The 25,316-nt window shown below is 69.0% G+C and carries 24 protein-coding genes; 16 read left to right on the top strand and 8 right to left on the bottom strand.

All coding sequences use genetic code 11. The annotated features are described in order from the left end of the window. Window positions 1-9 precede the first annotated feature (9 nt). Window positions 10-225, top strand: a complete 216-nt coding sequence (locus QSK35_RS05335; protein ID WP_285742862.1) for a hypothetical protein — start codon at window positions 10-12, stop codon at window positions 223-225. On the opposite strand, the gene QSK35_RS05330 is transcribed toward QSK35_RS05335, so the two are convergent. Together QSK35_RS05330 and QSK35_RS05325 are read right to left on the bottom strand one after the other, a co-directional pair. Beyond that, entirely contained in the window at window positions 222-884 is a 663-nt protein-coding gene (locus tag QSK35_RS05330) for a DUF2306 domain-containing protein (RefSeq protein ID WP_285742861.1), read from the bottom strand. The genes QSK35_RS05335 and QSK35_RS05330 overlap by 4 nt on opposite strands. A gap of 103 nt (window positions 885-987) precedes the next feature. Continuing rightward, window positions 988-1,638, bottom strand: a complete 651-nt coding sequence (locus QSK35_RS05325; RefSeq protein WP_285742859.1) for a DUF2306 domain-containing protein — start codon at window positions 1,636-1,638, stop codon at window positions 988-990. 92 nt (window positions 1,639-1,730) lie between these two features. On the opposite strand from QSK35_RS05325, the gene QSK35_RS05320 reads away from it, so the two are divergent. From QSK35_RS05320 to QSK35_RS05270, 11 genes are all read left to right on the top strand, one after another. Further along, window positions 1,731-1,946: an RNA-binding S4 domain-containing protein gene (locus tag QSK35_RS05320; RefSeq protein ID WP_285742857.1), complete on the top strand. Its 216-nt coding sequence runs from the start codon at window positions 1,731-1,733 to the stop codon at window positions 1,944-1,946. Between the two features lie 10 nt (window positions 1,947-1,956). After that, window positions 1,957-3,540: a glycoside hydrolase family 13 protein gene (locus QSK35_RS05315; protein ID WP_285742855.1), complete on the top strand. Its 1,584-nt coding sequence runs from the start codon at window positions 1,957-1,959 to the stop codon at window positions 3,538-3,540. 549 nt (window positions 3,541-4,089) lie between these two features. Then, window positions 4,090-5,601: a sugar transferase gene (locus QSK35_RS05310; protein WP_285742853.1), complete on the top strand. Its 1,512-nt coding sequence runs from the start codon at window positions 4,090-4,092 to the stop codon at window positions 5,599-5,601. Further along, a complete protein-coding gene (locus QSK35_RS05305) occupies window positions 5,601-6,830 on the top strand; it encodes a class I SAM-dependent methyltransferase (protein ID WP_285742852.1) in 1,230 nt (409 codons plus the stop codon). Before QSK35_RS05310 ends, QSK35_RS05305 begins: the two co-directional genes overlap by 1 nt. After that, on the top strand, window positions 6,827-7,621 hold the full coding sequence (locus tag QSK35_RS05300) for a sugar phosphate nucleotidyltransferase (RefSeq protein WP_285742850.1): 795 nt from the start codon (window positions 6,827-6,829) through the stop codon (window positions 7,619-7,621). Before QSK35_RS05305 ends, QSK35_RS05300 begins: the two co-directional genes overlap by 4 nt. Before the next feature lie 91 nt (window positions 7,622-7,712). Beyond that, a complete protein-coding gene (locus QSK35_RS05295) occupies window positions 7,713-8,363 on the top strand; it encodes a PIG-L deacetylase family protein (protein ID WP_285742848.1) in 651 nt (216 codons plus the stop codon). Window positions 8,364-8,369: 6 nt separating this feature from the next. Continuing rightward, window positions 8,370-9,395 carry an NAD-dependent epimerase/dehydratase family protein gene (locus tag QSK35_RS05290; RefSeq protein ID WP_285742847.1) on the top strand — a complete coding sequence of 342 codons (1,026 nt, stop codon included), beginning with the start codon at window positions 8,370-8,372 and terminating at the stop codon, window positions 9,393-9,395. A 14-nt stretch (window positions 9,396-9,409) separates the two neighbouring features. Next, window positions 9,410-10,657, top strand: a complete 1,248-nt coding sequence (locus QSK35_RS05285) for a DUF4910 domain-containing protein (RefSeq protein ID WP_285743589.1) — start codon at window positions 9,410-9,412, stop codon at window positions 10,655-10,657. A gap of 5 nt (window positions 10,658-10,662) precedes the next feature. Next, window positions 10,663-11,631 (top strand): hypothetical protein, encoded by a 969-nt coding sequence (locus QSK35_RS05280; protein WP_285742845.1) that lies wholly within the window; start codon window positions 10,663-10,665, stop codon window positions 11,629-11,631. Next, window positions 11,631-13,091 (top strand): lipopolysaccharide biosynthesis protein, encoded by a 1,461-nt coding sequence (locus QSK35_RS05275; protein ID WP_285742843.1) that lies wholly within the window; start codon window positions 11,631-11,633, stop codon window positions 13,089-13,091. The genes QSK35_RS05280 and QSK35_RS05275 overlap by 1 nt, the downstream gene beginning before the upstream one ends. Then, entirely contained in the window at window positions 13,088-13,954 is an 867-nt protein-coding gene (locus QSK35_RS05270) for a glycosyltransferase family 2 protein (RefSeq protein WP_285742842.1), read from the top strand. The genes QSK35_RS05275 and QSK35_RS05270 overlap by 4 nt, the downstream gene beginning before the upstream one ends. Here QSK35_RS05270 and QSK35_RS05265 read toward each other — a convergent pair. Continuing rightward, complete coding sequence (locus tag QSK35_RS05265; protein WP_285742841.1) at window positions 13,886-15,025, bottom strand: acyltransferase family protein; 1,140 nt, start codon at window positions 15,023-15,025, stop codon at window positions 13,886-13,888. The two genes, QSK35_RS05270 and QSK35_RS05265, sit on opposite strands and share 69 nt — an antisense overlap. A gap of 170 nt (window positions 15,026-15,195) precedes the next feature. On the opposite strand from QSK35_RS05265, the gene QSK35_RS05260 reads away from it, so the two are divergent. Beyond that, window positions 15,196-15,990 (top strand): hypothetical protein, encoded by a 795-nt coding sequence (locus QSK35_RS05260; RefSeq protein ID WP_285742840.1) that lies wholly within the window; start codon window positions 15,196-15,198, stop codon window positions 15,988-15,990. Window positions 15,991-16,229: 239 nt separating this feature from the next. On the opposite strand, the gene QSK35_RS05255 is transcribed toward QSK35_RS05260, so the two are convergent. Continuing rightward, window positions 16,230-17,099: a DUF6492 family protein gene (locus QSK35_RS05255; RefSeq protein ID WP_285742839.1), complete on the bottom strand. Its 870-nt coding sequence runs from the start codon at window positions 17,097-17,099 to the stop codon at window positions 16,230-16,232. A gap of 180 nt (window positions 17,100-17,279) precedes the next feature. Between QSK35_RS05255 and QSK35_RS05250 the strand changes: the two genes are divergently transcribed. The 3 genes from QSK35_RS05250 to QSK35_RS05240 are packed head-to-tail and all read left to right on the top strand — an operon-like array spanning window position 17,280 to window position 22,891. Next, window positions 17,280-17,990 (top strand): hypothetical protein, encoded by a 711-nt coding sequence (locus tag QSK35_RS05250; protein WP_285742838.1) that lies wholly within the window; start codon window positions 17,280-17,282, stop codon window positions 17,988-17,990. Continuing rightward, window positions 17,991-19,295 (top strand): O-antigen ligase family protein, encoded by a 1,305-nt coding sequence (locus QSK35_RS05245; protein WP_285742837.1) that lies wholly within the window; start codon window positions 17,991-17,993, stop codon window positions 19,293-19,295. After that, window positions 19,292-22,891 (top strand): hypothetical protein, encoded by a 3,600-nt coding sequence (locus tag QSK35_RS05240; protein ID WP_285742836.1) that lies wholly within the window; start codon window positions 19,292-19,294, stop codon window positions 22,889-22,891. Before QSK35_RS05245 ends, QSK35_RS05240 begins: the two co-directional genes overlap by 4 nt. Here the strand turns inward: QSK35_RS05240 and QSK35_RS05235 are convergent. From QSK35_RS05235 to QSK35_RS05220, 4 genes are read right to left on the bottom strand one after another with little or no spacing between them, the layout of a single operon-like run. Next, complete coding sequence (locus tag QSK35_RS05235; RefSeq protein WP_285742835.1) at window positions 22,870-23,526, bottom strand: RibD family protein; 657 nt, start codon at window positions 23,524-23,526, stop codon at window positions 22,870-22,872. The genes QSK35_RS05240 and QSK35_RS05235 overlap by 22 nt on opposite strands. After that, window positions 23,519-23,989, bottom strand: coding sequence for an NUDIX domain-containing protein (locus QSK35_RS05230; protein WP_285742834.1), 471 nt, complete (start codon window positions 23,987-23,989; stop codon window positions 23,519-23,521). The genes QSK35_RS05235 and QSK35_RS05230 overlap by 8 nt, the downstream gene beginning before the upstream one ends. Window positions 23,990-24,007: 18 nt before the next feature. After that, the gene (locus QSK35_RS05225; protein WP_285742833.1) at window positions 24,008-24,232 is read right to left on the bottom strand and encodes a hypothetical protein; all 225 of its coding nucleotides are present in this window, start codon (window positions 24,230-24,232) and stop codon (window positions 24,008-24,010) included. Window positions 24,233-24,282: 50 nt separating this feature from the next. After that, window positions 24,283-25,296 (bottom strand): hypothetical protein, encoded by a 1,014-nt coding sequence (locus QSK35_RS05220; protein ID WP_285742832.1) that lies wholly within the window; start codon window positions 25,294-25,296, stop codon window positions 24,283-24,285. Window positions 25,297-25,316: the final 20 nt, after the last annotated feature.

Here is a 25,316-nt window from a genome sequence, read left to right as displayed (position 1 = left end):
AGGTAGGACATGACCTGGGCACGAACCGCCTCGTCCCCCGAGGCGGAAACCGGCAGGTTCGCCGAGGCACGTGCGATCGAGAAGGTCCAGAACGAGATCCAGAACGGCAAGGCCGCGCGCACGGTCGCGTGCCACTCCTGGGACGCGCAGGACTGCGCTGAACTCCTGGAGATGCTGGGCCTGACCGCCCACGACGGCAAGTCCGCCGAGCGCGCGGGCGTTTAGCGGACGGTCAGCACGCGTCGCTGCAACCACCACTCGGCGACGATCGCGTTCACGACGAAACCCAGCCAGTTGGCGGCGGCGACGATCTCCTCGCCGCCGTCCGCCACGGTGCTGAAGAACAACGCGGCCCACAGCCGGGCGGTCACCGCCGCGGTGGTCAACGCAAAGTTGCGAATCAACCACACTCGGTGCGCGCGGAAGTCGCGTTGCCGCGCGGCGTTCAGGCCGCACAACGCGGTGCTGAACCACATGACCGCGAGCAGCGTCAGCGGTGCCGCTGCGGAGAGTCCGGCGAGCGACAGGTTCGCGACGACGACGCCGAACGCCGACGACGAGAACACGCACGCCATGTATCCCCGGCCGACCCAGCGGTGCAGCACGGGATGGCGGTTGCGCAGCTGCGGCACGAACTGGGCGAACCCGGCCAGCAAGGCGACGAACCCGGTCGCGATGTGGCCGATGAGCAACGCGTAGTGCACCGGACCGCGCATGGCGGGGCGGCTCTGCGACATGTCGAGCGAGACGTAGGTGCTGACGGTCACGAGGGTGACGACGAGCGACACGACGCCCGCGAAGGCGAGCCACGCCAGGAATCCGGCCCCAGACTTCCGCTTGGCAGGAGGGCGAACCGGAGTCTGCGAGGGAAGCGTCGCCGTCATGGTTTCCGACGGTCCCAGCTTCGCAAGTACGCGAACAGGGGTCGTCGCCCGGACGGCCCCAAGGTCGCATCGAAAGAATCGAAAGACAGTGCCCGATCGGGTACTACAGGCGGTGGTACCGGCGCTGGATCCACCACTCGGCGACGAGCATGTTGATCGCGAGCCCGAGCCAGTTCGCGGTGGTGAAGCTGACCAGGTCGTTGGGGAAGACGGCCATCAGCGCCAGCGCCCACAGCCGCCCGGTGACGGCCGCCGCGGTGATCGCGTAGTTGCGGATCATCCAGACGCGGTGGGCGCGGAAGTTCCGGGCGCGGGCGTAACGCAGGCCCTGCACCGCGGAGACGAACCACAGCACGGCCAGCAGCGACAGCGGCGCCAGGGACGCGAGGCCGGCCAGCGACAGCCACGCGACGACGAAGGCGAAGACCGCGGACGGGAACACGGCGGCGAAGTACACGCGGCCGGTCCAGCGGTGCACGCGGGGATGCCGGTCGCGCAGCCACGGCACGAACTGTGCGATGCCGGTCACCACGGCGATGAAACCGGTGAAGATGTGGGTGACCAGCAGGCCGTAGTGCCAGGCCCCGCGCACCGGCGGTCTGCTCTGGGAGATGTCGAGCGTGACGTACGCGCCGGCGGCGAAGGCCGCGATGGCGACGCATACGAGTCCGGCGAGGACGAGCCAGACCAGGTATAAGCGAGATGGCCGGCGCACGGCGGGGCGTTGCGGTGGCGCGGCGGCGAGTGTCGTCATATCTGGCAACGCTGCCAGCGCGGAGATCGGAAAGCGCTGGTGTCCGCACCCGGACGCGCGGTGGGGCTGTCCATACTGGGATGATCGGACCCATGCGCACCGTGGAGATCCGGGAGGAGCCGATCAGGCTCGGCCAGTTCCTCAAGCTGGCCATGCTGGCCGAGGACGGCGTGCACGCCAAGGAGTTGATCGAGGACGGCGAGGTGCACGTCAACGGCCGCGTCGAGAACCGCCGGGGCGCACAGCTGCGCGACGGCGACGTCGTTGTCGTGGGCGACGAGGAAGTGACGGTCTCCATCGGCCGATGAGGAGGTTCGGTTGACCACGAACTGGTGGCGCGACGCCGTCATCTACCAGGTCTACATCCGCAGCCTCGCCGACGGGAGCGGCGACGGGGTCGGCGACATCGCCGGCATCCGATCGCGCCTGCCGCACTTCGCCGATCTCGGCGTCGACGCGCTGTGGATCACGCCCTGGTACCCGTCACCGATGGCCGACGGCGGGTACGACGTCGCGGACTACCGGGACATCGACCCCCTCTTCGGCAGCCTCGACGACGCGCAGCGGCTCATCGAGGAGGCCCACGACGCGGGCCTGCGCGTGATCATCGACCTGGTGCCCAACCACACCTCGGACCAGCACCCGTGGTTCAAGGACGCGCTGAGCGGCCATCGGCGCGACCGCTACGTCTTCCGCGAGGGCCGCGACGGCGGGCCGCCCAACGACTGGCGCAGCGTCTTCGGCGGGCCGGCGTGGACGCGCGTCGACGACGGCACGTGGTACCTGCACCTCTTCGCACCTGAGCAGCCGGACCTGAACTGGGACCACCCCGAGGTCCGCGCCGAGTTCGAGTCGATCATCCGCTGGTGGCTCGACCGCGGCGTGGACGGCTTCCGCATCGACGTGGCGCACGGGCTCGTGAAGGACCCGGCGCTGCCGGATCTCGGCGCCGACCGCGAGGACATCGCCGAGCCGCCGCGCCGGGCCGATCACCCGCACTGGGACCGTGAGGGCGTGCACGAGGTATATCGGTCGTGGCGCGCCATTTCCGATTCCTATGCGGGGGAACGGGTATTCGTCGCCGAGGCGTGGGTCGCCAAGCCCGAGCGGCTGGCGAACTACGTGCGGCCCGGCGAGCTGCACACGGCGTTCAACTTCGACTTCCTGCGCTGCTCGTGGCACGCGGGCCGGCTGCGCGCGGTGATCGACTCCAGCCTGCACGCCCTGGGCGCGGTCGGTGCGCCCGCCACCTGGGTGCTTTCCAACCACGATGTCGTCCGCCACGTCACCCGCTACGGCCGCGCGCAGCACACCGGGCCGCGGCACGACCCGGACGAGCCGGTCGACCTCGCCGTCGGGCTGCGGCGCGCGCGGGCGGCGGTGCTGCTCATGCTGGCGCTGCCCGGCAGCGCCTACCTCTACCAGGGCGAGGAGCTGGGGCTCTGGGAGGTCGAAGACCTTCCGGTGTCCGTGCTACAAGATCCGACCTGGCAGCGGTCCGGACACACCGTGCGTGGGCGTGACGGCTGCCGCGTGCCGTTGCCGTGGTCGGGGGACGAGCCGCCCTTCGGCTTCGGTGGCGGCGGCGCGTGGCTGCCCCAGCCCGCCGAGTGGGCGATGCTCACCGCCCAGTCCCAAAAGGACGATCCGGGCTCGATGCTGAACCTGTACCGGGAGGCGCTGCGGATCCGGCGCGCCCACGAGGCGTTCGGCGACGGGACGATGACCTGGCTCGACTCGCCCGAGGGCGTGCTGGTGTTCGCCCGTGATCCGGGTGTGATCTGCGTGGTCAACCTGTCGGCGGACAACTTCCCGATTCCCGATCATCGGGGCGTGTTGTTGAGCAGCGTCCCGATCTCTGGGACGGTACCGCCCGACGCCGCCGTCTGGCTGACGGTGTGAACTGGAATTACCAATTTGCACGGTTTTGTCCGTGCGGCTTCGGCGGGGCTGACCTCCGTGCGGCCTCGATCACGTGTCGATCTTGCTGGTAGTCGATTACTCCGGTCGGCGGTAATGAGATCGTCCGGAACGGCGGCGCGCCAGGGGCATAAGGCCCTGTTTGGTCCATTTTGACGTCGTCCGGTTAAGACGAACGGGCCGGATGTAACGCCGCTGACCTGGCGATCGATAGTGATCGTGCGATCACTGGCTGTCCTCATTGGACTATGTGAAATCGGTATGCGGAAAGGCTTTTCCTTACCATTCACTACGCCCAACGGGTGGTCACTCTGAGGTGAGAACCACGATCGCAGAGTACTCACAAGAACTTTTTCTTCCCACGTCTGGAGCGCGTGTAACGCCCGCGCCGAGTCCGGCGAATCACGGGATGCGAGCACCGAAGAGCGAAGCGGTGCGCGCCAACGAAATGCTTTGCTCGACAGGGTCCTCGGGGATGCCCTGGTGTGACAGCACGCCCGCCAACCGCCGCTGAACCGGGGAGATCACGCGATGAGTGAACAGGTCCGCCCGACCCGACGCAGACCTGGCACCGGAAGGACCGTCAACGGCAGGCCCGTTCTGGGGGTGGCCGGCTACGGGACGTCCGGACGTTCGCTGCTGACCGGGTGGGAACCCAAGTACCGAAGATCAGTCATACTCAGCGACCTCGTCGCCACACTCCTCGTGGTGCTCACGGTCGGGAGCATCCTCGTCTCCCGCCACGCCGAGGTCTCCTCCCTCGAGCTGCTGGCACTCGAGTCGATCACCGTGGCTGTCGTCATGGCCTCGCTGGCCGTGGGACGCGTCTGGAACATCGCAGTACTGGGACAGGGCGCCGACGAGTTCACCCGGCTGGGCCGGGGCTTGTTCGGCGCCGTCGTCGTCCTGGGGCTCGGAGCGCTGGCCATGGCCATCCCCGGCGCCCGGCTCTGGGTGTTCGTCGTGGTGCCCGCCATCGGCCTCCTGGCCTTCCCGCAGCGGTACGTGCTGCGCCGCGTGCTGCACCACCGCCGCAGCGAGGGCCGCTGCCTGCTGCCGGTGCTCGCCGCCGGAAACCCCGCGATGGTCGCCGACCTGATCGCCCGGTCGCGCCTCGCCTCCCACGTCGGCTGGAACGTCGAGGCGGTCTGCACGCCCGACGGCCGCGGCCTGATGGGCACCGACATCGACGACGTGCCGGTCGTCGGGCAGTACCCCGACCTCGCCGACCACGTGCAGCGCGGCGGGTACCGGATCGTCGCGATCACCCCGGACGCCTACTGGACGCCGCGCCGGCTGCAGCAGCTCGCGTGGGACCTCGAGGGCACCGGCACCGAGATGGTCGTCGCGCCCGGAATCATGGACGTCGCCGGGCCGCGGCTGCACGTGAGCGGTGTGCTCGGCATGCCGTTGCTGCGCCTGAGCGAGCCGACGTTCACCGGCTTCCGCCGCATGGTGAAGGGCGGTGTCGACCGCGCCGGCGCGGCGCTGCTGCTCCTGCTGCTCGCGCCGTTGATCGCCGCCGTCGCGATCGCGATCGTCGTCGACAGCCGCGGCCCGGTGTTCTACACGCAGAAGCGGACCGGCAAGGGCGGCCGCCAGTTCACCATGGTCAAGTTCCGCACGATGGTGACCAACGCCGACGCGTTGCGCGCCCAGCTCGCCTCGGCCAACGAGGGCGCCGGTCTGTTGTTCAAGATGCGCAAGGACCCGCGCGTCACCAAGGTCGGCCAGCTGCTGCGGCGCTACTCGATCGACGAGCTGCCCCAGCTGTTCAACGTGGTGACCGGCGACATGTCCCTGGTGGGCCCGCGGCCGCCGTTGCCGGAGGAGAGCGCGAAGTACGGGCCCGTGGTGCGCCGCCGGTTGCTCGTGAAGCCCGGCCTGACCGGCCTGTGGCAGGTGAGCGGCCGCAGCGATCTCTCGTGGGAGGAGTCGGTTCGCCTGGATCTGCGCTATGTCGAGGACTGGTCACTCGCGCTGGACGCGGTGATCTTGTGGAAGACGGTGAGAGCCGTGCTCAGCGGTGAGGGAGCGTACTGATGACCACCTGCAGGCTTTGCGGTTCGACCAGCATGGCGAGCGTCGCCGACCTCGGCGCGACGCCACCCTGCGAATTGATCCTCACCGCCGAACAGCTGGAGGAGCCGGAGGTCACCTACCCGCTGCACCTGCGCGTGTGCACGGAGTGTTGGCTCGCGCAGATCCCGCCGCTGATCACGCCCGAGGAGACGTTCACCGAGTACGCCTACTTCTCGTCCTACTCCACGTCCTGGGTCGAGCACGCCAAGCGGTTCGTCGACGGCGCGGTCGAGCGGCTCGGGCTCAACGCCGACTCGTTCGTCGTGGAGGTCGCCTCGAACGACGGGTACCTGCTGCAGCACGTGGTCGCGCGCTGGATCCGTTGCCTGGGCATCGAACCCTCGGTCAACGTCGGCAAGGCCGCGCGGGACAAGGGCGTCCCGACCGTCACCGACTTCCTCACGCCGCAGACCGGCGCCGCGGTGCGCGAGCAGCACGGTGCGGCGGACCTGGTGGTGGCCAACAACGTCTACGCGCACATCCCCGACGTCATCGGGTTCACGCAGGGCCTGCGCGCGCTCGTCGCCGACGACGGCTGGGTGAGCATCGAGGTGCAGCACCTGCTCACGCTGATCGAGCTCAACCAGTACGACACGATCTACCACGAGCACTTCCAGTACTACACGGTCGCGTCCGCGCAGCGGGCCCTGGCGACCGGCGGCCTGACGCTAGTCGACGTCGAGCTGGTGCCGACGCACGGCGGCTCGATCCGGTTGTGGGCCAGGCCTTCGGAGGTCGCGGGCGAACCGTCGAAGGCGGTGCTCGACGTGCTGGCGCGGGAGAAGGCCGCCGGCCTGCACGAGCTCTCCGGGTACGCCGAGTTCTCCGCGCGGATCGCCAAGGTCCGCCGCGACCTGCTGGCGTTCCTCGTCACCGCGGCTTCGGAGGGCAAGACGGTCGTCGGCTACGGCGCGCCCGGCAAGGGCAACACGCTGCTGAACCACTGCGGCATCCGCACGGACCTGCTGGCCTACACCGTCGACCGCAACCCCTACAAGCACGGCAAGTACACGCCCGGCATGCACATCCCGGTGCTGCACCCCGACCGCATCGCCGAGGACGAACCGGACTACGTGCTCGTGCTGCCGTGGAACCTGCGCGACGAACTGGTCGAGCAACTGTCCTATGTGGCCGATTGGGGCGGACAGCTGGTCTTCCCGATCCCTGCTCTGGAAGTGGTGAGACCGTGAAGGTCGTCCTGTTCTGCGGTGGCTACGGAACCCGGATGCGATCCGGGACACCCGGCGACGTCCCGAAGCCGATGCAGCTCGTCGGCCCGCGGCCGCTGATCTGGCACGTGATGCGGTACTACGCGCACTTCGGGCACACGGACTTCATCCTCTGCCTCGGCTACGGCGCGCACCACATCAAGGAGTTCTTCCTCAACTACCAGGAAACGACGTCCAACGACTTCGTGCTCAAGAACGGTCACGTGGAGCTGCTGTCGACGGACATCTCCGACTGGTCGATCTCGTTCGTGCAGACCGGGATCGACTCGCCCATCGGGGAACGGCTGCGCCGCGTGCGCGACCACCTCGACGGCGACGAGGTCTTCCTGGCCAACTACGCGGACGTGCTGACCGACGCGCCGCTGCCCGAGATCGTCGACCGGTTCACCGCCTCGGGTGCGGGCGCGTCGATGATGGTGGTGCCGCCGCCCGGAACGTTCCATTGCATCGACGTCGGCGATGGAAACCTGGTCGGCGGCATCGCCCCGGTCACCGACATGCCGCTGTGGGTCAACGGCGGGTACTTCGTGCTGTCGCAGGAGATCTTCGAGCACATCCCCGAGGGCGGCGACCTCGTCGCCGACGGGTGCGTCGAGATGGCCAAGCGGGGCCGGCTGCTCGCCTATCCGCACCGCGGCTACTGGAAGCCCACCGACACCGTGCGCGAACGCATGGCGCTGGACGAGGCCTACTCGAAGGGCGACCGCCCCTGGGCACTGTGGGAGCAAAAGCAGGGGGAGAGATCCGCATGACCGCCCCCAGGTTGACCGTTATGGCCACCTTCACGGACCTCAAGTCCGTGAAGGTGGCCATAACGGCCCCTTCCAGTGGGGAGCGGACCGCATGATCGCTCCCCAGCTCACCGGCCTGGACCGGATCGTCGCCCTCGGGGCGCACTGCGACGACATCGCGATCGGCGCGGGCGGCACCCTGCTGGCGATCTGCCGGTCCCGGCCGGGGATCCGGGTCGACGCGCTGGTGCTGTCCGGCGGCGGCACCGAGCGTGAGGACGAGGAGTTCGCCGCGCTCACCGCGTTCTGTCCGGGCGCGGACCTGCATCTGTCCGTGGGCAAGATGCCGGACGGCCGGCTGCCCGCGCACTGGGACGAGGTGAAGAACAGCGTCCACGACCTGGCGTCGCGCACCGATCCACAGTTGGTGATCGCGCCCAACGTCCAGGACGCCCACCAGGACCACCGAGGGCTCGCGGAGCTCGTGCCACAGGCGTTCCGCGACCACCTCGCGTTGGGGTACGAGATCGTGAAATGGGACGGCGACCTCGGTCGTCCCTCGGTGTACCAACCGCTGACGATGGACCTCGCGGAGGCGAAGGTGGCGCTGCTGCAACAGCACTACGCCTCGCAGCGAGGCCGGCCCTGGTACGACAGGGAAGCGTTCTTGGGTCTTGCCCGAATCCGCGGCATCGAGTGCAAAGCGCACTACGCGGAAGCGTTCTACGTCAACAAGTTGGTCCTCGATCTGGCTGGAGGCTGAACCGAGATGCGCGTGCTGCTCACCGGGCACCAGGGCTATCTGGGCACCGTGATGGCGCCTGTGCTCGCCGACGCGGGACACGAGGTGATCGGACTCGACTCCGGTCTCTTCGCGGACTGCGTCCTGGGCACGGTGCCCGTCGACCCGCGTGGACACGCGGTCGACCTCAGGGACGTCACCGGCGACGTTCTGTCCGATGTGGACGCTGTGATCCACCTCGCGGCACTGTCCAACGACCCGATGGGGTCGCTGGCTCCGGAGCTCACCTACGACATCAACCACCACGCGTCCGTGACGCTCGCGAAGCTGGCCAAGGACGCCGGCGTGCGAAGATTCCTGTACGCGTCGACATGTTCGGTCTACGGCGCGTCCGGCGGCGACGACCTGGTCAACGAGGACGCGCCGCTGCGTCCCGTCACCCCGTACGCGGTCTCCAAGGTCCGCGTCGAGGACGACCTGATCGCCCTCGCCGACGACGAGTTCACCCCGGTGTCGCTGCGCAACGCCACGGCGTTCGGCTTCTCGCCGCGGCTGCGCGCGGACATCGTGCTGAACAACCTGGTCGGGCGTGCCCACCTCACCGGCGAGGTGCGGGTGCTTTCCGACGGCACGCCGTGGCGGCCGCTGGTGCACGCGCTGGACATCGCGGACGCGTTCCTCATGGCGCTGGAGGCGCCACGGGAGGCCGTGCACGCCAAGGCGTTCAACGTCGGCAGCGAGCAGAACAACCTGACCGTCGCCGAGATCGCCGGCGAGGTGGTCGAGGCGGTGCCCGGTTCGAAGCTGGTGATCACCGGTGAGACGGCGGGCGACCCGCGGTCCTACCGCGTGGACTTCTCGCGGATCCGGGCGGCGCTGCCGGACTACGTGGCGCGATGGACGGTCAAGGCCGGTGCCCTCGAGCTGATCGAGGCCTACCAGCGGTTCGACCTGCGGGAGAACGACTTCACGCACCGGTTCACCCGGCTCGCGTGGCTGTCGGACCGCCAGCTGATAGGTGACATCGACGCCACCTTGCGGGTGGTTCGGTGACGCCAGGCAGGCGCATGCACGACCTGGTCGAGCGGCTGTACCCGTTGTGCCGCAGCATCACCGGAGATGGTGTCCGGCAGACGCTGGCGGTCGTGGGGGAGTCGCTCGACCTGGACGTGCACGAGGTTCCGACGGGGACCCAGGTCCTCGACTGGACCGTGCCGCAGGAGTGGAACATCCGGGACGCCTATGTCGCGGATGCCGCCGGCAACCGCCTGATCGACTTCCGGAAGCTGAACCTGCACGTCGTCGGGTACAGCGTGCCGGTGCACGAGTGGATGTCGTTCGACGACCTGCGGCCGCACCTGCACACCATTCCCGAACAGCCCTCGCTGGTGCCGTACCGGACGTCGTACTACTCGCCCGCGTGGGGTTTCTGCCTGAGCGAGAACGACCTGCTGGCGTTGCCCTCGGGGCCGTACGAGGTGATGATCGACTCCACGCTGGCCGACGGCCACCTGACCTATGCCGAGCACGTGGTGCCGGGTCAGGTGTCCGACGAGGTGATCATCACGTGTCACACCTGCCATCCGTCGCTGGCCAACGACAACCTGGCCGGGATCGCGGTGGCGGTGGAGCTGGCTCAGCGGTTGAAGAACCCCTGGTACACCTACCGGTTCGTCTTCGCGCCCGGCACGATCGGCGCGATCACGTGGCTGGCGCGCAACTTCGACACGATCGAGCGGGTCAAGCACGGCGTGGTGCTGGCCTGCGCGGGCGATGAGGGTGCGTTGACCTACAAGAAGAGCCGCCGCGGTGACGCGGAGATCGACCGCGTGGTCCGCTACGTGCTGGAGACCTCCGGCCGGGACCACACGATCGTCGACTTCTCGCCGTACGGCTACGACGAGCGTCAGTACTGCTCGCCGGGCTTCAACCTCGGTGTCGGGTCGCTGACCCGCACGCCGTACGCGGGCTATCCCGAGTACCACACGTCGGGCGACAACCCGGACTTCGTGTCACCGGGCGCCATGACGGACACGCTGGAGACCCTGTGGGAGGTCGTCGGCGTGCTCGACCGCAACCGGACGTACGTCAACCAGAGCCCGTACGGCGAGCCGCAGCTCGGCCGGCGTGGGCTCTACGACTCGCTCGGCGGTCGCAGTGACACGAAACAGGCCCAGCTGGCGATGCTCTGGGTACTGAACCTCTCGGACGGAGAGCACAGCCTCCTCGACATCGCGGGGAAGTCGGGGTTGCCGTTCTCAGCCGTCGCGGACGCGGCCCGTGCCCTGCACGACGCGGGACTGGTGAAGGAGTGACTCGTATGGGTTTGCGGGTGGGAGACCTGGTGGAGGTCCTCAGCGCCGAGGAGATCGCCGCGACGCTGGACGAGCGGGGGGAGCTCGAGAACCTGCCCTTCATGCCGGAGATGCTCGCGTTCTGCGGGAAGCGGCTCAAGGTGCACAAGGTGGCGCACAAGCTGTGCGACACGATCGGCCACACGGGCATGCGCAGGATGACCAACGCCGTGCACCTGACCGGTGCGCGCTGCGACGGCGAGGCGCACGGTGGCTGCCAGACCGCGTGTTCGCTGTACTTCAAGGAAGCCTGGCTGCGCAAGGTCGAGCCCGGCGACGAACCTTCTCCGGTGGTCTCCGACGGCCGGATCCTGTTGCCGCTGCTGGAGGTCAACACGCGCAAGCCGCCGTCGGACGACGGCGAGGAGCTGTTCTCGTGCCAGGCCACGGAGTTGCTGCGCGCGGCGCCGGTGTGCCTGCCGTTCAAGGACGTCCGCCAGTACGTCGAGGACGTGCGGACGGGCAACGCCGGTGTGTTCGCGACGATCCGCGGCTTCCTGATCCAGCTGTTCAACAAGTACCAGGGCCTGAGCAAGAAGGTCCTGCCGCGCAGGCTGTGGATCAGGGAGGGCATGCACTGGGGGTTCGTGAAGGGCATGCTGTCCGGCCGCACGCCGACCGGCACGCTCGACCTGCAGCCCGGTGAGGTGGTCAGGGTGAAGTCCAAGGAGTTCATCATGTCCACGCTCAATGAGGACCGGCTGAACCGTGGCCTGGGCTTCGAGGAGGAGATGGCGCGCTACTGCGGCCAGACCGCGGTGGTCAAGGCGCGCGTGGACCGGTGCATCGACGAGCCGACCGGCCGGATGCTGAAGATGAAGTCCCCGTGCATCATCCTCGAGGACAACATCTGCGCCGGCTTCTACAACGGCAACTGCCCGCGGGAGTTCGTCCCGTTCTGGCGGGAGATCTGGCTGGAGCGGGTGGCCGACTGATGACGCTGGACGAGCGCGAGGCCCACAGCGAGGTCGGCACGATCGGCCGCAAGGCCGGTCGGGGCCTGCGCTGGAGCCTGCTCGGCACGCTCGCCACCAAGGCCGGCTCGTTCGCGATGGGCCTGGTGCTGGCCCGCCTGCTCACCCCGTCGGACTTCGGCATGTACGCGGTCGCGCTCGCGGCGACCCAGTTCGTCATGCACGTCAACGACGTGGGCATCATCGCCGCGACCGTGCAGTGGCGCGGCCGGCTGGAGGAGATGGCCGCCACCGCGACCACGATGGCGATCGTCTTCTCCACGGGTGTGTACGCGATCTTCTGGTTCCTGGCACCCGCGTTCGCGTCCTTGTCGGGCAGCCCCGAGGCCACCGGCGTGGTCCGGCTGCTGACCGCCGTCATCCTGATCGACGGCATCACGGCGGTGCGTTCCGGCACGCTGCTGCGGCGGTTCGAGCAGGACAAGATCATGATGGCCAACGCCGCGGGTTTCGTCGTGAACGCCACGCTCGCGATCACGCTGGCCGCCAACGGCGCCGGACCGTACAGCTTCGCGATCGGCCAGCTGTCAGCGTCGGTCGTGACGGGCGTGATCGTGTGGTTCCGCGCGGCCATCCCGGTCCACTTCGGGTGGGACCGCCCGGTCGTGCGCAGACTGCTCAAGTTCGGCATCCCGCTGGCCGCGTCACTGGGCGTCGAGTCGGTGCTGCTCAACGCCGACTACGTGATCGTCGGCGACCTGCTCGGCCCGGAGGCGCTCGGCTACTACCTGCTGGCGTTCAACGTCTCCAGCTGGGTGCCCGGCCTGATCGGCACGGCCGTGCGCTGGGTGTCGATCCCGTCGTTCTCCCGGCTCGCCGAGAACGACGAGACGGACACGCTTTCCGTTGGTGTGCAACGGTCCGTGCCGCTGCTGATCGCCGTGGTGCTGCCGCTGGCCGTGCTGATGGCCACGCTCGCACACCCGATGATCGCGCTGCTCTACGGCGCGCAGTGGGACCAGGCCGCGGGCGTGCTGCGGTTCCTCGCGGTGCTGATGGTCGGCCGGATGCTGACGTCGCTGGCGTTCGACATCCTGACGTCGACCGGCAACACCCGCGCGACGGTGTGGCTGAACCTGGCGTGGGCGGTCGTCCTGGTGCCCGTGCTGTACTACGCGACTTCCACCGACGGCATCCGTGGCGCGTCCATCGGGCACGCGGTCGTGGTGACCGTGGTGGCGTTGCCGCTGGCCGTGCTGGTGCTGCACCGGGCCGGGGTGCGCCTGTGGCCGATGTGGCCGCGGCTCGTGCGCCCGGTGCTCGGTGGTGTGTTGTCCGGATTGGTGATCCTGGTGGTGGCCCGGCTCCTGGGACCGGGCGTGCTGCTGCCCTTGGTGGTGGCGGGCGGTGCCGGTTCGCTGGTGTACGCGGTCATCGTGCTGCCGCAGATCCTCGCGGCCCGTAAGGAGAAAACGGCATGACCCTGGTCTCCATCTGCCTGCCGACCCGCAACGGCGAGCATCGCGTCGAGAAGGCCGTGCGGACCGTTCTCGCGCAGGACCACACGGACATCGAGCTGGTCATCTCGGACAACGCCTCGACCGACGGCACCGAAGAGCTGTGCCGGTCTTTGGCCGCTTCGGACTCCCGGATCGTCTACCACCGGCACGCCGAGAACGTCGGACTGTTGAACAACTTCATCTTCGCCGCCCGCCACGCCCGTGGCGAGCTGTTCCGGTGGATGGGTGACGACGACACGCTGGAGCCGCACTGCGTTTCCCGTGGCGTCAAGGAGTTTCTTGTCGATCCCCGGTTGTTGCTCGTGTCCTCACAGGTCGCCTACACGGGTGCTGACGGTGTCACGGAGACCGCGCCTTACTCCGGAACCGGGTTGTCCTCGGACGATCCGGTGGTGCGCCTGCGCGAGATGCTGCGCATGCTCAACGAGTCGTATCTCGCGCTGGACCCCCTGTACAGCATGATGCGCCGTGAACCGGTGGTCGCACTGGCACGGCGCAACATGTTGAAGGAGGACGAGGTCTTCGCGTGCAAGCTCGCGCTGGCCGGGCCGTGGGGGCACATCCCCGAGGTGCTGGCGCACCGCCACTGGAAGGCCGAGAAGATGCCCATCGTGGCGCGCCGGCTCGGTGTGCCGGTGTGGCAGACGCGGTTCGCGAACTCGTTGCAGCTGCGCGAGATCCTGTCGTGGCTGCCGTCGGCCGGCCTGTCTCCTGAGCAGGTGCGGGCGGCTCGGGCAGCCGTGCTGCGGATGTACCTAAGGCGTCACGGCCGGACTGTCGGGCACCGCGGCCGCAAGCTGTTCCGGCTGGTTGTTCCGGCGTAGCAGGGCCTGCTTGAGCGCCTCCACCGACCGGTTGCGCGTGAACGGCAGCTCGAACACCCCGGCGAACAGCCGCGCGGCGACCACGCTGAGCGGAACGCACACGGCGAGCGTGATCAGGAACTGACCGACGCCGGGTTCCGTGTTGGGCGCGATCAGCAGCGTGTGCACCGAAACGACGATCGGCGCGTGGATCAGGTACAGGCTGTAGGAGAACGACCCCAGGCTGCGCACGGGCCGCGTGTCCAGCAGCCACACGAAACTCCTCGGGCGTCCGGTCGCGACCGCGGCGAGCAGGAACCCGAACGCCGGGCCCAGCGACAGGTCCACCCAGAAGAAGTGCTTGACCGTCCACTCCGGACCAATGATCGCGATGAACAGCGCCACCGGGACCGCCGCGGCGAGCGAGAACCAGTGCCACGGCAGGGCGCGCCACCGGTCGGCGGCGACCACGATGCCTGCGGCGACCGCGCCGAGCGCGAACAGCGCGGCGAACTGCGGCGTGAACCGCATGAGCTCGCCGACCGGCCGGACGATCGGGGCCAGTGCGCCCACGAGCACGACCGTCAGGGTGACCGCGGAGAGCATCACCGATGCGCCCCAACGGCGGATGATCAGCAGCATCAGGGGGAACACGAGGTAGAGCTGCGCCTCGACGGCGATGGACCAGAAGGCCCCGTTAGGGCTGGGCGAGCCGAAGACGTCCTGCAGCAACAGCCCGTGCACCACGATCGACTTGAGCGTGGGCGCGCCCTCACCAGGCTGCGGCACGAGCGTCCAGGCGACGATGCAGCTGTAGAGCAGCGCGGGCCAGTAGGGCGGCAGAATCCGCCAGGCGCGCCGGAAGGCGAACCGCCGCAGGCTGTTGATCCGCCACTCGTTGCGGGCCGGTGAGACGGCCAGGGAAAAGCCGGACAGCACGATGAAGATGACGACCGCGAAGTGCCCGTAGGCCAGCCAGGCGGCCCACCAAGGGCCCACCGGGGCGGGGAATCCGGGGAACGACATCAGCCAGCTGTGGTGCAGCACCACGAAGAGGGCCGCGAGGCCGCGGATTCCGTCGAGCCCGGCCAACCGGCTTCGTGCCGGAGAAGTTTGGTCCGAAGAGGACGACACGTACTTCACATCGTTCCCGCGCCCGCCTGCGTAACGTCGTCCTGGGGAAGATGGGCTGACCGGTGTAACAGGGTTGTGTTTTTTCACGATTTGCGAGACAGATAGGTGCCGAGGCCACAAGGGGAGACATGGACTTCTGGAAGACCGTCCTCGGCCTCGTGCGGAGGAAGTTCATCGGCCCGCCGGTCATCGCGACGGGCCTGCTGGTCGGTGCGCTGGTCTTCTTCCTGCTGCCGACCCACTACCAGTCCAGCGCCTTCATGGTGCTGACGACGCCCGCAGCGGGCGGCACCCAGGACCCGTCCAAGAACACGGGTCTCACCAACCCGCTGTTGCAGTTCAACGACGGACTGCGCACGACGGCCGCCATCCTGATCCAGTCGATGAACACCCCCGAGGCGTTCGCCTCGCTGGGCGTGGTCGAACACGGCCCCACGAAGGTCCTCATCAACGACGGCAGCACCAACCCCGACCTGCTGGGCACCAACGGCCCGTTCGTGTACGTCGAGGGCGACAGCACGTCGTACGAGGAAGCCCGCGGCGTGGTCGTACGCGGCCAGAAGAAGATCCGCGACGAGCTCGTCACGCGCCAGAAGGAGCTCGGCGCCCCCGAGTCGACGTTCATCTCCGTGGTCGACGTCGTGTCCGCGTCCGAGCCCGAGGCGCTGCTGATGGACAAGTTCCAGGCGGCGGCCGTGGCTTTCGTGCTGACCGTGCTGCTCGGGTTCGCCGGCGCCTACGGGTGGGAACGCACCGTGGTGGCGCGGTCGCGGCGCAAGAAGTGGCCGGCCGAGGACGCCGACCACGGCGCCGCCACGCCGCCCGCTCGCCCACGCACCCAGTTCGACCCGCCCACGGTGAAGATCACTCCCGTGGCGTCGAACGGCAACGGCGCGCCCGCGAAGACGAAACCCAAGAACTGACGCGCGAGTCGCCCTTCCAGCCCCCCGAGTCGCCCTGCTCCCAGGAGGCCAACCCGCGGGCGCGAATTGAAGCCCAGGGGCCGAAGTGAGGACTCGCCGGGACTGAACTGAGGACTCGCGGAACTGTCAGGGTGCCTGGCTAGGCTCGATTCGGGGGCTGCTCACGCAGGCCGCGGGCCGCACGGCCCCTCAACTCGGCGGGCCCGGTCGGCTAAGCCGACCGGGCGACCCAGGACGTGTCAGGCGCCGATGCAGTGTTGTTCCGCCGTCAGGCGGACATCCATCGGCGTGCCCGAGTGGCTGGAGATCATCATGGCGATCGCGTCGGAGTGGATGCGGTCACCGAAAGCGACCGCCTCGTCGCGCGACATGGGCACGCGTTCCCAGCTGTTGTGGCAGATCGTGGTGTTCGAAGGCGGCCGCGCCGAAGCGTCGAGCACCTCGTCCACGAAAACGCCGTAGATGATGAACTCGGAGACGTGCAGCCGCCGGTTGAAGGCGTCCATCCAGTGCATGCCGGTGACGTCGGCGATGCGTTCCTGCATCTTGCGCACCACCGAGGGGTCCCAGAAGTTCAGCGGCGACACGTAGTCCGGCAGCGGGGGAGGCGGCGCGTCGGGCAGGCCGAGCAGTTCGCGGGCCACCTGGTGCCACAAAATGTGCCGGTCGAGGCCCTCGTGCACCGCGTTCTCGTCGCGGTACAGGCACAGCCGGCCGTCCGAGCTGAAGTTGCGCAAACCGGTGGGGCGCACCAGGACCACGTCCGAGTCGGCGATCATCACGGCGTCGGCCTCGACCATGGCGGCGGCGGCGATCTTGACCGCCTGCTGCATCACCCAGCCGCGGATCGGGGGCCACGGGCGCATGCGGTTGATCCACACGCCGCCCGGCGCGGGCAGGCGGACGTAACGCCGCGGGACGAGTTGCGGATGAGTCCAGATACGGAGCCTGCGGTTGGCGTACTTCTCGAAGATCGACCGGTGAGCCGCGGGCACGACGACGTGATGGATCGTGTCGTCCGAGGTGTGCTCGAGGACCGAGCGGTGCAGCTCCGCGAAGAGTTCGGCGTCGGGGGCGAAACTCGGCGTGATGACGGCCAGCTCGGTCATGGCCAACGGCCTCCAAGTGAGGTTGGATCGGGGGCTCCTCGCCTGAACCGATATCGGTCTCCGATCGGTGTCCGTTACGTCCGAATCAGCTCCGAATCAGCGGTGACCCTGTTGGCGTAACGACCAACCGTGGCAAATGCGATTCCTTGATTAGTTGACCGCTGACGGAGAGGGACCCGCGTGGACTTCTGGCGGACGGTGCTCGTCGTGTTCCGGCGGTGGTACGTCGTGCTTCCGGCGTTCCTGCTCGCCATCGGCGCCTCCGCGGCCGTGTACGCGTCGGTTCCGGTCGTGTACATCTCCACGTCGGTCCTCGTGCTCACCACACCGCTCACCGGCGCGACCGAGAACGTCGAGAAGCCCAGCCCGGACAAGCTGACCAACCCCTTCCTGAACTTCGACAAGGGACTCAGCACGTCGGCCTCGCTCCTCATCCAGGCGCTCAGCACGCCCGAGATGGCCGCCGAGCTCGGCGCCGCGCCCGGCAGCGGCACGACCTACCAAGTAACCAACGGCTCGAGCAACCCGGAGTTGCTCACCAGTGGTCCGTTCGTGTTCATCGCGGGGGAGAGCGAGGACGCCGGCGCCGCGCGGGACATCGTCAAGCACGTCGCCGACCGCGCCCGCGTCGAGCTGCAGAAGCGCCAGACCGAGCTGAACGCGCCGTCGCCGACCTTCATCACCGTGGGGGACGTCGTCCCGCCCACCACACCCGAGGCGCAGGGCGGCAGCCGCACCCGCGCCGCGGCCGCGGCACTGGGCCTCGGGTGCGTCGCCGCGCTCGCCTCCGCGTTCGGCGCCGAGAGTTTTGCCGCGCACCGGAGGAAGCGCCCCCACCGCAAAACACCGGTGGCGCGCAAGCCCAAGGCCGCCGAACCCATCGGGGTCTAGATGACCACGGACTTCCTGCCGGTCCAGCGGCGCGCCGACGGTGCCACCCTCACCGCGATCCTGGCCGTCGCACTGCTGATCATCCCGGCCCGCCTGGTGTTCCGCGGCATCCCGCTCTCGCTCACGCCGGCCGACCTCGTCAGCCTTGTCATCGCCATGGCGTGGCTGTGCGCGCAGATGACGACGACGCTCGGCATGGCGAAGGGCCGCAGCCCGGTGCGCACGGCGTTGTTCTGCTACGGCGTCGCGCTTTTCGCGACCTACGGCTATGCCGCGTACCGCTATCTGCCGCCCGACGAGCTGAAGCTGATGGACCACGCGGCCGTCCTCGTCGTCGCGACCGTCGGTGTCGGGCTCGGCATCTGCGATGGCGTGCGCACCCGTGACCGCCTGGACTTCGTGCTGAAGACGATCGTCGTGTGCGGCGCCGTGGTCGCCGTCGTCGGCGCGTTCCAGTTCATTTTCTCCGTCGACCTGACCCAGTACCTCGCCCTTCCGGGCCTGCGCTACACGGCCTCCGACGGCTTCATCACCGAACGTTCGGCTATGCGCCGCGTCGCGGGCACCACCGGCCACCCCATCGAGTTCGGCGTGCTGTGCTCGATGGTCCTGCCGATCGCCGCCCACTACGGCCTGCAGGCGAAGCTGCGGAACGAACCCGCCGCGCGGTGGTGGATCTGCACGGGCCTGATCGCGATGGGCCTGATGTTCTCGGTGTCCCGCTCGGCCGTGCTGGGACTGCTCGGCGTCGGCATCGTGCTGTTCCTCGGCTGGCCGGCCCGCCGCCGCCTGCAGGTGCTCGGCATCGGCGTCGTGTTCCTGGCCGTCGTCAAGGTCACCGTGCCCGGCCTGCTCGGCACGTTCTACAACCTCTTCGCCAACGCCGGGCGCGACGACAGCGTCAAGTACCGCACCCACGACTACGCCACGGCGGCCGCGGAGGTCAGCAAGAACCTGTGGTTCGGCCGCGGCATCGGCACCTGGTACGCGCCCAAGCACCAGGTGTTCGACAACCAGTACATCCTCACGATGGTCGAGGCCGGCCTCATCGGCACCATCGCCTTCGCCGTCCTGATCCTCACCGGGTTCTACTGCGCGCTGCGGGCCCGCTACCTGAGCGCCGACCAGTCCACCCAGAACCTCGGGCTCACGCTGGCCGCCACACTGGTGGTGCCGCTGATCGGGTCGGCCACGTTCGACCTGATGTCGTTCCACACCGTCACGGGCCTGATGTTCATGCTGATCGGGTGCATCGGCGCACTGCTGCGGATCACCATATCCACATTGGACACCCGCGTCCGATGACCGATGTGGTCGGGCGGATCGAGTCCGCATTGGACGACCACCGCGGTCCGGTGGCGCTCGTCGGCCCGTGGGGGAGCGGCAAGTCCACGGAGCTGCGCCGGTGGCTGCAGAAGGACGACGGCGACGCCATCGCCGTGCTGATCGAGGTCGAGGTGCGATACGAGCCGCTGGCTTTCCTGAGCGGGTTGTACGCGCTGCTGGCCGACGCCGCCGCCGGGCGGGTGAAGAAGATCCCCGCGCTGCCGGACACGCGCTCGCTGACGCGGGTGACCCACGACCTGTACAAGCTCATCCTGCGCGTGGGCCGGACGACGGCGATCAGGATCGCGGTCGACGACGTCACGCGCATCGCGCCGGAAGAGCACGTCGTGCGGTTCCTGAACGACGTGCTGCCCGTGCTGAGCGCACCGGGCTGCCGAGCGGTGCTGGCGATCGGGACCGAGGTCACGCGACGGCCGGACGTGCGGGCCGCGCTCGCGGGCCGGGTGCGGCCCGTCGAGCTCGCGGAGCCCACCCTGGCGGAGACGTCGCGCCTGGTGCACAACGTGATCGTTGGCGTGCCGGAGCAGCAGATCGCGATCCTGTACGCGATCACGGGCGGCGTGCCCAGGGCCATGATGCGCGCGCTGCGTGATCTCGACGTGCCTCTCGAGCGGCGCGTGCGGGAGGCACTCCTCGGTGTCGACAGCCCGTTGGTGGTGGCGTTCGAGCGAACCGTGCTCGAGGCGGCGAGCCGGGAGTGGGACAACGACCTGGCGCACGCGTTCGACCGGTTGGCCGGCGCGCGCCGCACGCTGGAGAGCGACCCGAGCCGCGCCGCGGGAGACATCGCCGCCTTCCGCGCCGCCTGGGGACTGTGGCCGCTCGACCTGCCGGAGGGGTCCCCGGTGACTCGGCCGGAGCCCGTTGCCGTTGTGGAGCCACCGGTCGCCGAACGGCGGCACCCCGTCGTCGAGCTGCTGGAGCGCGAACGGTTGCCGCAGCTGATCGGGGAGGCGCTGGACACCGCGGAGGCCAAGCGCGCGATCAGGCGGGCCGAGCTTGACCGCTCGGTCCTGGCCGCCGAGCTCGCCGCCTCCGCGCTGGTGCGCGAGAACGTGAAACGCGAGTCCGAGCGCCTGCACACCGCCCTGCTCGCGTTGCCGGACAGCCGGCCCCGCCGCAGGCGCTGGTGGCAGCGGCTGGACCGCAGGCTGTTCAACATGGGAATCTCCGCGAGCACCCTCCTCGCGGGCAATCTCGTGGGCGGCGCGGTGGCCCTGCTGGCCGAGGGCCTCGTGGAGCTGCTCGACCGCCTGACACCACCCGACGTCGACAGCGAGCTCGACGGCCTCACCTTCGAGTGGGAACGTGCCGTGCTCGCCGACGGCGTGATGCCCGCGATGCGCGCGGCGATCAACCTCAGGCTGGAGCCGCTGGAGTGGCTGAGCCTCGTCGTCACGGACACCCCGGGCCTCGTCCACGCGCAGGACGACAAGTACACAGTGGACACCGAGTCGCTGCTTCGGTTCGCCGAGGCGGAGAAACGGGTTCGCGAGGGCGCGATCGGGCTCGCCGGGCCGCGTGGATCCGGCAAGAGCGCACTGCTGTTGCGGCATACGCGCGACGCTCCGAACCGGATCGCGTGCCTGGTGTCCGCACCGGTGCGGTACGAGCCGAGGGACTTCGTGCTGCACCTGTACGGCGAACTGTGCCTGGAGGTCATCCGGGTGCTCGGCGGGCAGGGCGCGAGGGACCACCCGGACTGGCCGGGGCTGGTCGCCCGCCGCGCCAGGAACCTTCGCCTCGCCCAGCTGTGCTGGGTCCTGCTCGTCACGGCGGCGGTGCTCGGCGTGGCCTACGTCGGGGTGGGCGTCGCGCTCGGGTTCTCCGGTCCGATGACCGCGCTGAGGAACCTGATCGGAACGTGGTGGTTCCTGCCCGGTCTCGCCCTGGCGGTGGCCGGCGCCGCCAATATCGGCCTGTGGGTGCTGCGGTGGACCGGCTGGACCGTGCCGTGGCAGCGGGTCGGGGCGGCGTTGGGGGCGTTCGGTGAACGGTTGAAGTGGCCGCGGCCCAAGACCGACGAAGAGCTGCTAGTACGGCTGGCCGAGCAGGATCTGAAGCAGATCCGCTTCCTGCAGACGCACACGACGGGATGGTCCGGGAAGCTGACGGTCCCGGTGAAGGCCGACCTGACGGTCACCCGATCGACCCAGCTCGCCCAGCGGCCACTGACGCATCCCGAGCTCGTCGACCGGCTGCGCCGGTTCCTGGACCGGGTCGTGGCGACGCTGCAACCCAAAGACGACCGGCCCGCCGTGGTGATCGCGATCGACGAGCTCGACAAGGTCGAGGCCGCCGAGGACGCGCACCGGTTCGTCAACGAGATCAAGGGCGTCTTCGGCGTGCCCGGCTGCCAGTTCCTGGTGTCGGTGTCCGAGGAGGCGCTGACGGTGTTCGAACGCCGGGGCCTCGCCCTGCGCGACGCCTTCGACAGCGCGTTCGACGAGATCGTCCGGGTCGGATACCTGAGCCTGCGCGACGCGCACGAGCTGCTGCAGGTCCGCGTGATCGGCATGTCGGAGCCGTTCCGGTACCTGTGCCACGCCCTGTCGGGTGGACTGCCGCGCGAGCTGATCCGGGTGGCGCGCACCATGGCCGCGCTCGCCGGGCCGGACGTCATGCCGTCGCTCGGCGAGGTGGCCGAGCGGATCGTCGTCGACGAGCTGCGGCGCCGGGCCACGTCCATCCAGGAGGTCGCCGCGCAGCTCGGGACCGGTCCCGACGTCGCCGAGTTCGTCCGCACGATCCACGCCTGCGTGGCCAACCCGACGCCGGTCATGTTGCTGCGCAACGCACCCGCCGCGCAGGAGGGCGACACACCGCTGGCGCGGCTGCGGCTGGAGTCACGCGTCTACCTGCGGTACGTGGCGACCTTGCTGCAGGTGTTCGACAACCGGCTGGACCGGCCGAGGCTCAAGGTGGCCGGCGCGGTGCCGGACGACCCCGGCTCGTTCGACTCACTGACCACCGTGCCGCAACGGCTCGCCGCGCACCCGATGCTCGCGGCCGTCACGCTCGACGAGTTCCGCCGGGCCTGGCGGCTCGACGAGGACACCGGCCCGCCGGAGTTCAAGCTCGACGCCTCCGAACGACTGCTCGCCGAACGCGTCCGCGAGCTGCCCGAGCACCTGCGGCCGTTGTGCCACTGCCTGTCCGGCGGCACCCCGCACGCGCTGATCCGCTTGGGGCGCAAGGCGAAGGAGCTCGACGAGGGCCAGGTGGTCCGGCGACTGGTCCACGACGAGCTGCGCGACCGGACCGCGCACATCCGTGAGGCGGTGCTGAAGCTGGGCCTCGGTCCGGATGTCGCCGCTTTGAAGGCTGCACTCGACGCGTCGGACGCCTCCGGGCTCGCCGCCGGTGACGGCACCAAGCTGGGCAGGCTGCGCGAGGAGTTCCGGGCGCACGCACGGTTCGCGGAGACGGTGCTGTGCGTGTTCGAGGCCGATCTGGAGTGCGACTTCGACCTGCTCGCCACGGTGCCGCACCTGCTGGCGACCGACGTGGCGCGGGCCGTGGCCACGCTCGATCAGGTGCGCGCGGCCTGGTAGCGCAGCAGCACGACCTCACCCAGCTGCCGAACCTCGACCAGCTTCAGTGTCGCGTTCGGACCGTCGGTGACGAACCGGGGCGCCTTCGAGTCGCCCACGAACATCGGCGCCACCACGAGGTGCAGTTCGTCCACCAGGCCCAGGGTGAGCAGCTGGGTGTGCATGGTCGTCCCGCCCTCGACCATCAACCGCCGCACCCCACGCGACGACAGATCCGCCAGCACCGCGGGCAGATCCGCGGCGCCGACGACGGTCGCGCACGCGCCCAGGTCGTCCGAAACGGACGGAACCAGGGCGGGTGGCGTGTAGACGAGTTTCAAGCCCGAACCCAGGGCGAAGAAGTTGGCGGACGGCGAAAGGCCACCGGAGGACGTCACGGTGACCTTGACGGGATTCTCGGGAAGTCCGCGCGCCACGCGATCAGCACGAAGAGCGGCCGAACGGACCAGGAGCCGCGGGTTGTCGCGGCGGATGGTGTTGGCGCCGACCAGGATCGCGTCGCACGACGCCCGGACCGCGTCGACACGCTCCCAGTCCTCGTCGTTGGACAGGACCAGGAGCGTGTCGGAGGCGTCGTCGATGTAGCCGTCGAGCGACATCGCACAACTGAGCAGCACGTACGGGCGATCACTCATGAGGCGCGCCATGTTCGAGGTAGAGGGTCGCGCCCGCCTGCCGTGCCCGCATCGCGGCCACGACGCGGCGTGCGAGTCGGGGAATCAGGCGATCTGCGGCGGCGTCCACGGTCACGAACTCGTAAGACGCGATCTCGTCGCCGGGGAGCCGGATCGCCGCGAGCTCCTCGGTGCCGAGGAGCCCGCCGTCGAACACGAACAGGATCTTGTCGCCATCTCGGTCGTTGGGAGCCCAGTCAACGGCCAGCAGCCTGCCCGGCTTCATGACCAGTCCGAGCTCCTCCTCGACTTCTCGCGCACAAGCCTCGCTCGGGGTTTCGCCGGGTTCGATGTACCCACCCGGAATCTCCCAGTGGTCCTTGTAGGTCGGTTCCAGCAGCAGGATTCGGTTCTGCTCGTCGACGAACAGCGCTCCGGACGCGGAAACCGCCCGGCTGGAGCTTGATGCGTGGTCAGCCGCCATGCGGCCACCCAACCAGACTCAGATCAGCGCTCGCACGCGGGTCGCGAACGCGGCCAGTTCGCTGCTCGGGCGACCGCGTTCAGTACGAACCAGGCTCCGGACCAACCGCCCGGTGAGAAAGTGCACCCGAACCTGTTCCGGTGCGAGTTGTTCTGCTTCGAGCAGCGTCCCGATCGCATCGCTCCTGAGGTTTCGCTGACACTGCGCGGGAAGTTCAAACAGCGAGACGATCCGTTGCGACACAGGGAAAAGCTCACCCAGGCCGCACGGACCTGGGTGAGCTATCGCCTGAACTAGTCGTGCCTTTGGGGCGCGGGGATCGGCTCGCCGGTGTCGTTCCAGACGTTGCCGCTGTTCTGCGCGACCTGCGTCTGGGTGCTCAGCAGGATCGGGCACTTGAAGACCGAGTTCCGGCCGAACCTGTTGTTCACGATGACGATGCCGGTCAACGGGCCGGGCAGCACGTTGTGGTTGAAGTTGAGGATGCAGCCGCCGCCGTCGAGCAGGTTGTTCTCCACGCGCGTGTTGGCCGCGGAGGACTGCAGCGCCGCGTTGGCGTTCTTCGTCGTGGACATGTCGATCGTGTTGTGCCGCAGCGTCACGTTCGACTCGCCGCCGAACGACTGGACGCCATCGTTGTGCGTCTCGCCGCCACCCTGGTTCGGGTCGGAGGCGAACCACGACATGTCGTGGATGTAGGAGTCCTGGATCAGCGTGTTGCTGTTGGCCTTCACGCCGTCCACCGCGCCGTGGATGTTGCTGCGGAAGATACTGGTGTTCTTGGTCCACAGCCCGTCGATCGTCGCCGCGGGGTTCGACGGCACGAACTCCGAGTTCTCGATGACGGTGCCCGAGCCGCGCTCGGTGTCCAGCAGCGCGTTGTTCCCGCGGGCGACGCCGCCGCGGAAGATGCTGTTGCGGAACGTGACGTTGCGGGCCGTCACGCGGACGAAGCCGCGGAACTCCTGGCCGGTGATGACCTGGTTGTCCACGTCGAACGTCTTGTCGCCGTTGACCACCTCGAGCCTGGTGCCCGCGGGGACACCGGTGTTGGTGGCGTTCGGGAAGCCGGTCATCGGCGGCGGGGCCGTCGACGTAGGCGGCTTCACGGTCGATGACGCCGTGGTCGTGGTGGGAGCGACGGAAGACGACGACGGCGCGGGGGACGAGGACGTCGTCGTTTCCGTGGTCAAACTCGTGCTGGGTGCGGCGGACGGGCCGCCGATCACCTGCTGGGGGCCGCAGGCGGTCAGCGCGGCCAGGCCCGCCACGGCCAGCACGCCGTTGCGAATGCGAATGTTCGCCACTGTGTCTGTCCTACTAACGG

The sequence above is a fragment of the Lentzea sp. NBRC 105346 genome, from assembly GCF_030269605.1.
Classification (GTDB): Bacteria; Actinomycetota; Actinomycetes; order Mycobacteriales; family Pseudonocardiaceae; genus Lentzea.
This window is presented reverse-complemented; position numbering and strand designations above follow the sequence as displayed.

What these genes read in the sequence shown, in the direction of transcription:
- QSK35_RS05335 (WP_285742862.1), top strand. Translation starts at nt 10, where the DNA reads ATGACCTGGGCACGAACCGCCTCGTCCCCCGAGGCGGAAACCGGCAGG.
- QSK35_RS05330 (WP_285742861.1), bottom strand. Translation starts at nt 884, where the DNA reads ATGACGGCGACGCTTCCCTCGCAGACTCCGGTTCGCCCTCCTGCCAAG.
- QSK35_RS05325 (WP_285742859.1), bottom strand. Translation starts at nt 1,638, where the DNA reads ATGACGACACTCGCCGCCGCGCCACCGCAACGCCCCGCCGTGCGCCGG.
- QSK35_RS05320 (WP_285742857.1), top strand. Translation starts at nt 1,731, where the DNA reads ATGCGCACCGTGGAGATCCGGGAGGAGCCGATCAGGCTCGGCCAGTTC.
- QSK35_RS05310 (WP_285742853.1), top strand. Translation starts at nt 4,090, where the DNA reads ATGAGTGAACAGGTCCGCCCGACCCGACGCAGACCTGGCACCGGAAGG.
- QSK35_RS05305 (WP_285742852.1), top strand. Translation starts at nt 5,601, where the DNA reads ATGACCACCTGCAGGCTTTGCGGTTCGACCAGCATGGCGAGCGTCGCC.
- QSK35_RS05295 (WP_285742848.1), top strand. Translation starts at nt 7,713, where the DNA reads ATGATCGCTCCCCAGCTCACCGGCCTGGACCGGATCGTCGCCCTCGGG.
- QSK35_RS05290 (WP_285742847.1), top strand. Translation starts at nt 8,370, where the DNA reads ATGCGCGTGCTGCTCACCGGGCACCAGGGCTATCTGGGCACCGTGATG.
- QSK35_RS05285 (WP_285743589.1), top strand. Translation starts at nt 9,410, where the DNA reads ATGCACGACCTGGTCGAGCGGCTGTACCCGTTGTGCCGCAGCATCACC.
- QSK35_RS05280 (WP_285742845.1), top strand. Translation starts at nt 10,663, where the DNA reads ATGGGTTTGCGGGTGGGAGACCTGGTGGAGGTCCTCAGCGCCGAGGAG.
- QSK35_RS05275 (WP_285742843.1), top strand. Translation starts at nt 11,631, where the DNA reads ATGACGCTGGACGAGCGCGAGGCCCACAGCGAGGTCGGCACGATCGGC.
- QSK35_RS05270 (WP_285742842.1), top strand. Translation starts at nt 13,088, where the DNA reads ATGACCCTGGTCTCCATCTGCCTGCCGACCCGCAACGGCGAGCATCGC.
- QSK35_RS05260 (WP_285742840.1), top strand. Translation starts at nt 15,196, where the DNA reads ATGGACTTCTGGAAGACCGTCCTCGGCCTCGTGCGGAGGAAGTTCATC.
- QSK35_RS05255 (WP_285742839.1), bottom strand. Translation starts at nt 17,099, where the DNA reads ATGACCGAGCTGGCCGTCATCACGCCGAGTTTCGCCCCCGACGCCGAA.
- QSK35_RS05245 (WP_285742837.1), top strand. Translation starts at nt 17,991, where the DNA reads ATGACCACGGACTTCCTGCCGGTCCAGCGGCGCGCCGACGGTGCCACC.
- QSK35_RS05240 (WP_285742836.1), top strand. Translation starts at nt 19,292, where the DNA reads ATGACCGATGTGGTCGGGCGGATCGAGTCCGCATTGGACGACCACCGC.
- QSK35_RS05235 (WP_285742835.1), bottom strand. Translation starts at nt 23,526, where the DNA reads ATGAGTGATCGCCCGTACGTGCTGCTCAGTTGTGCGATGTCGCTCGAC.
- QSK35_RS05230 (WP_285742834.1), bottom strand. Translation starts at nt 23,989, where the DNA reads ATGGCGGCTGACCACGCATCAAGCTCCAGCCGGGCGGTTTCCGCGTCC.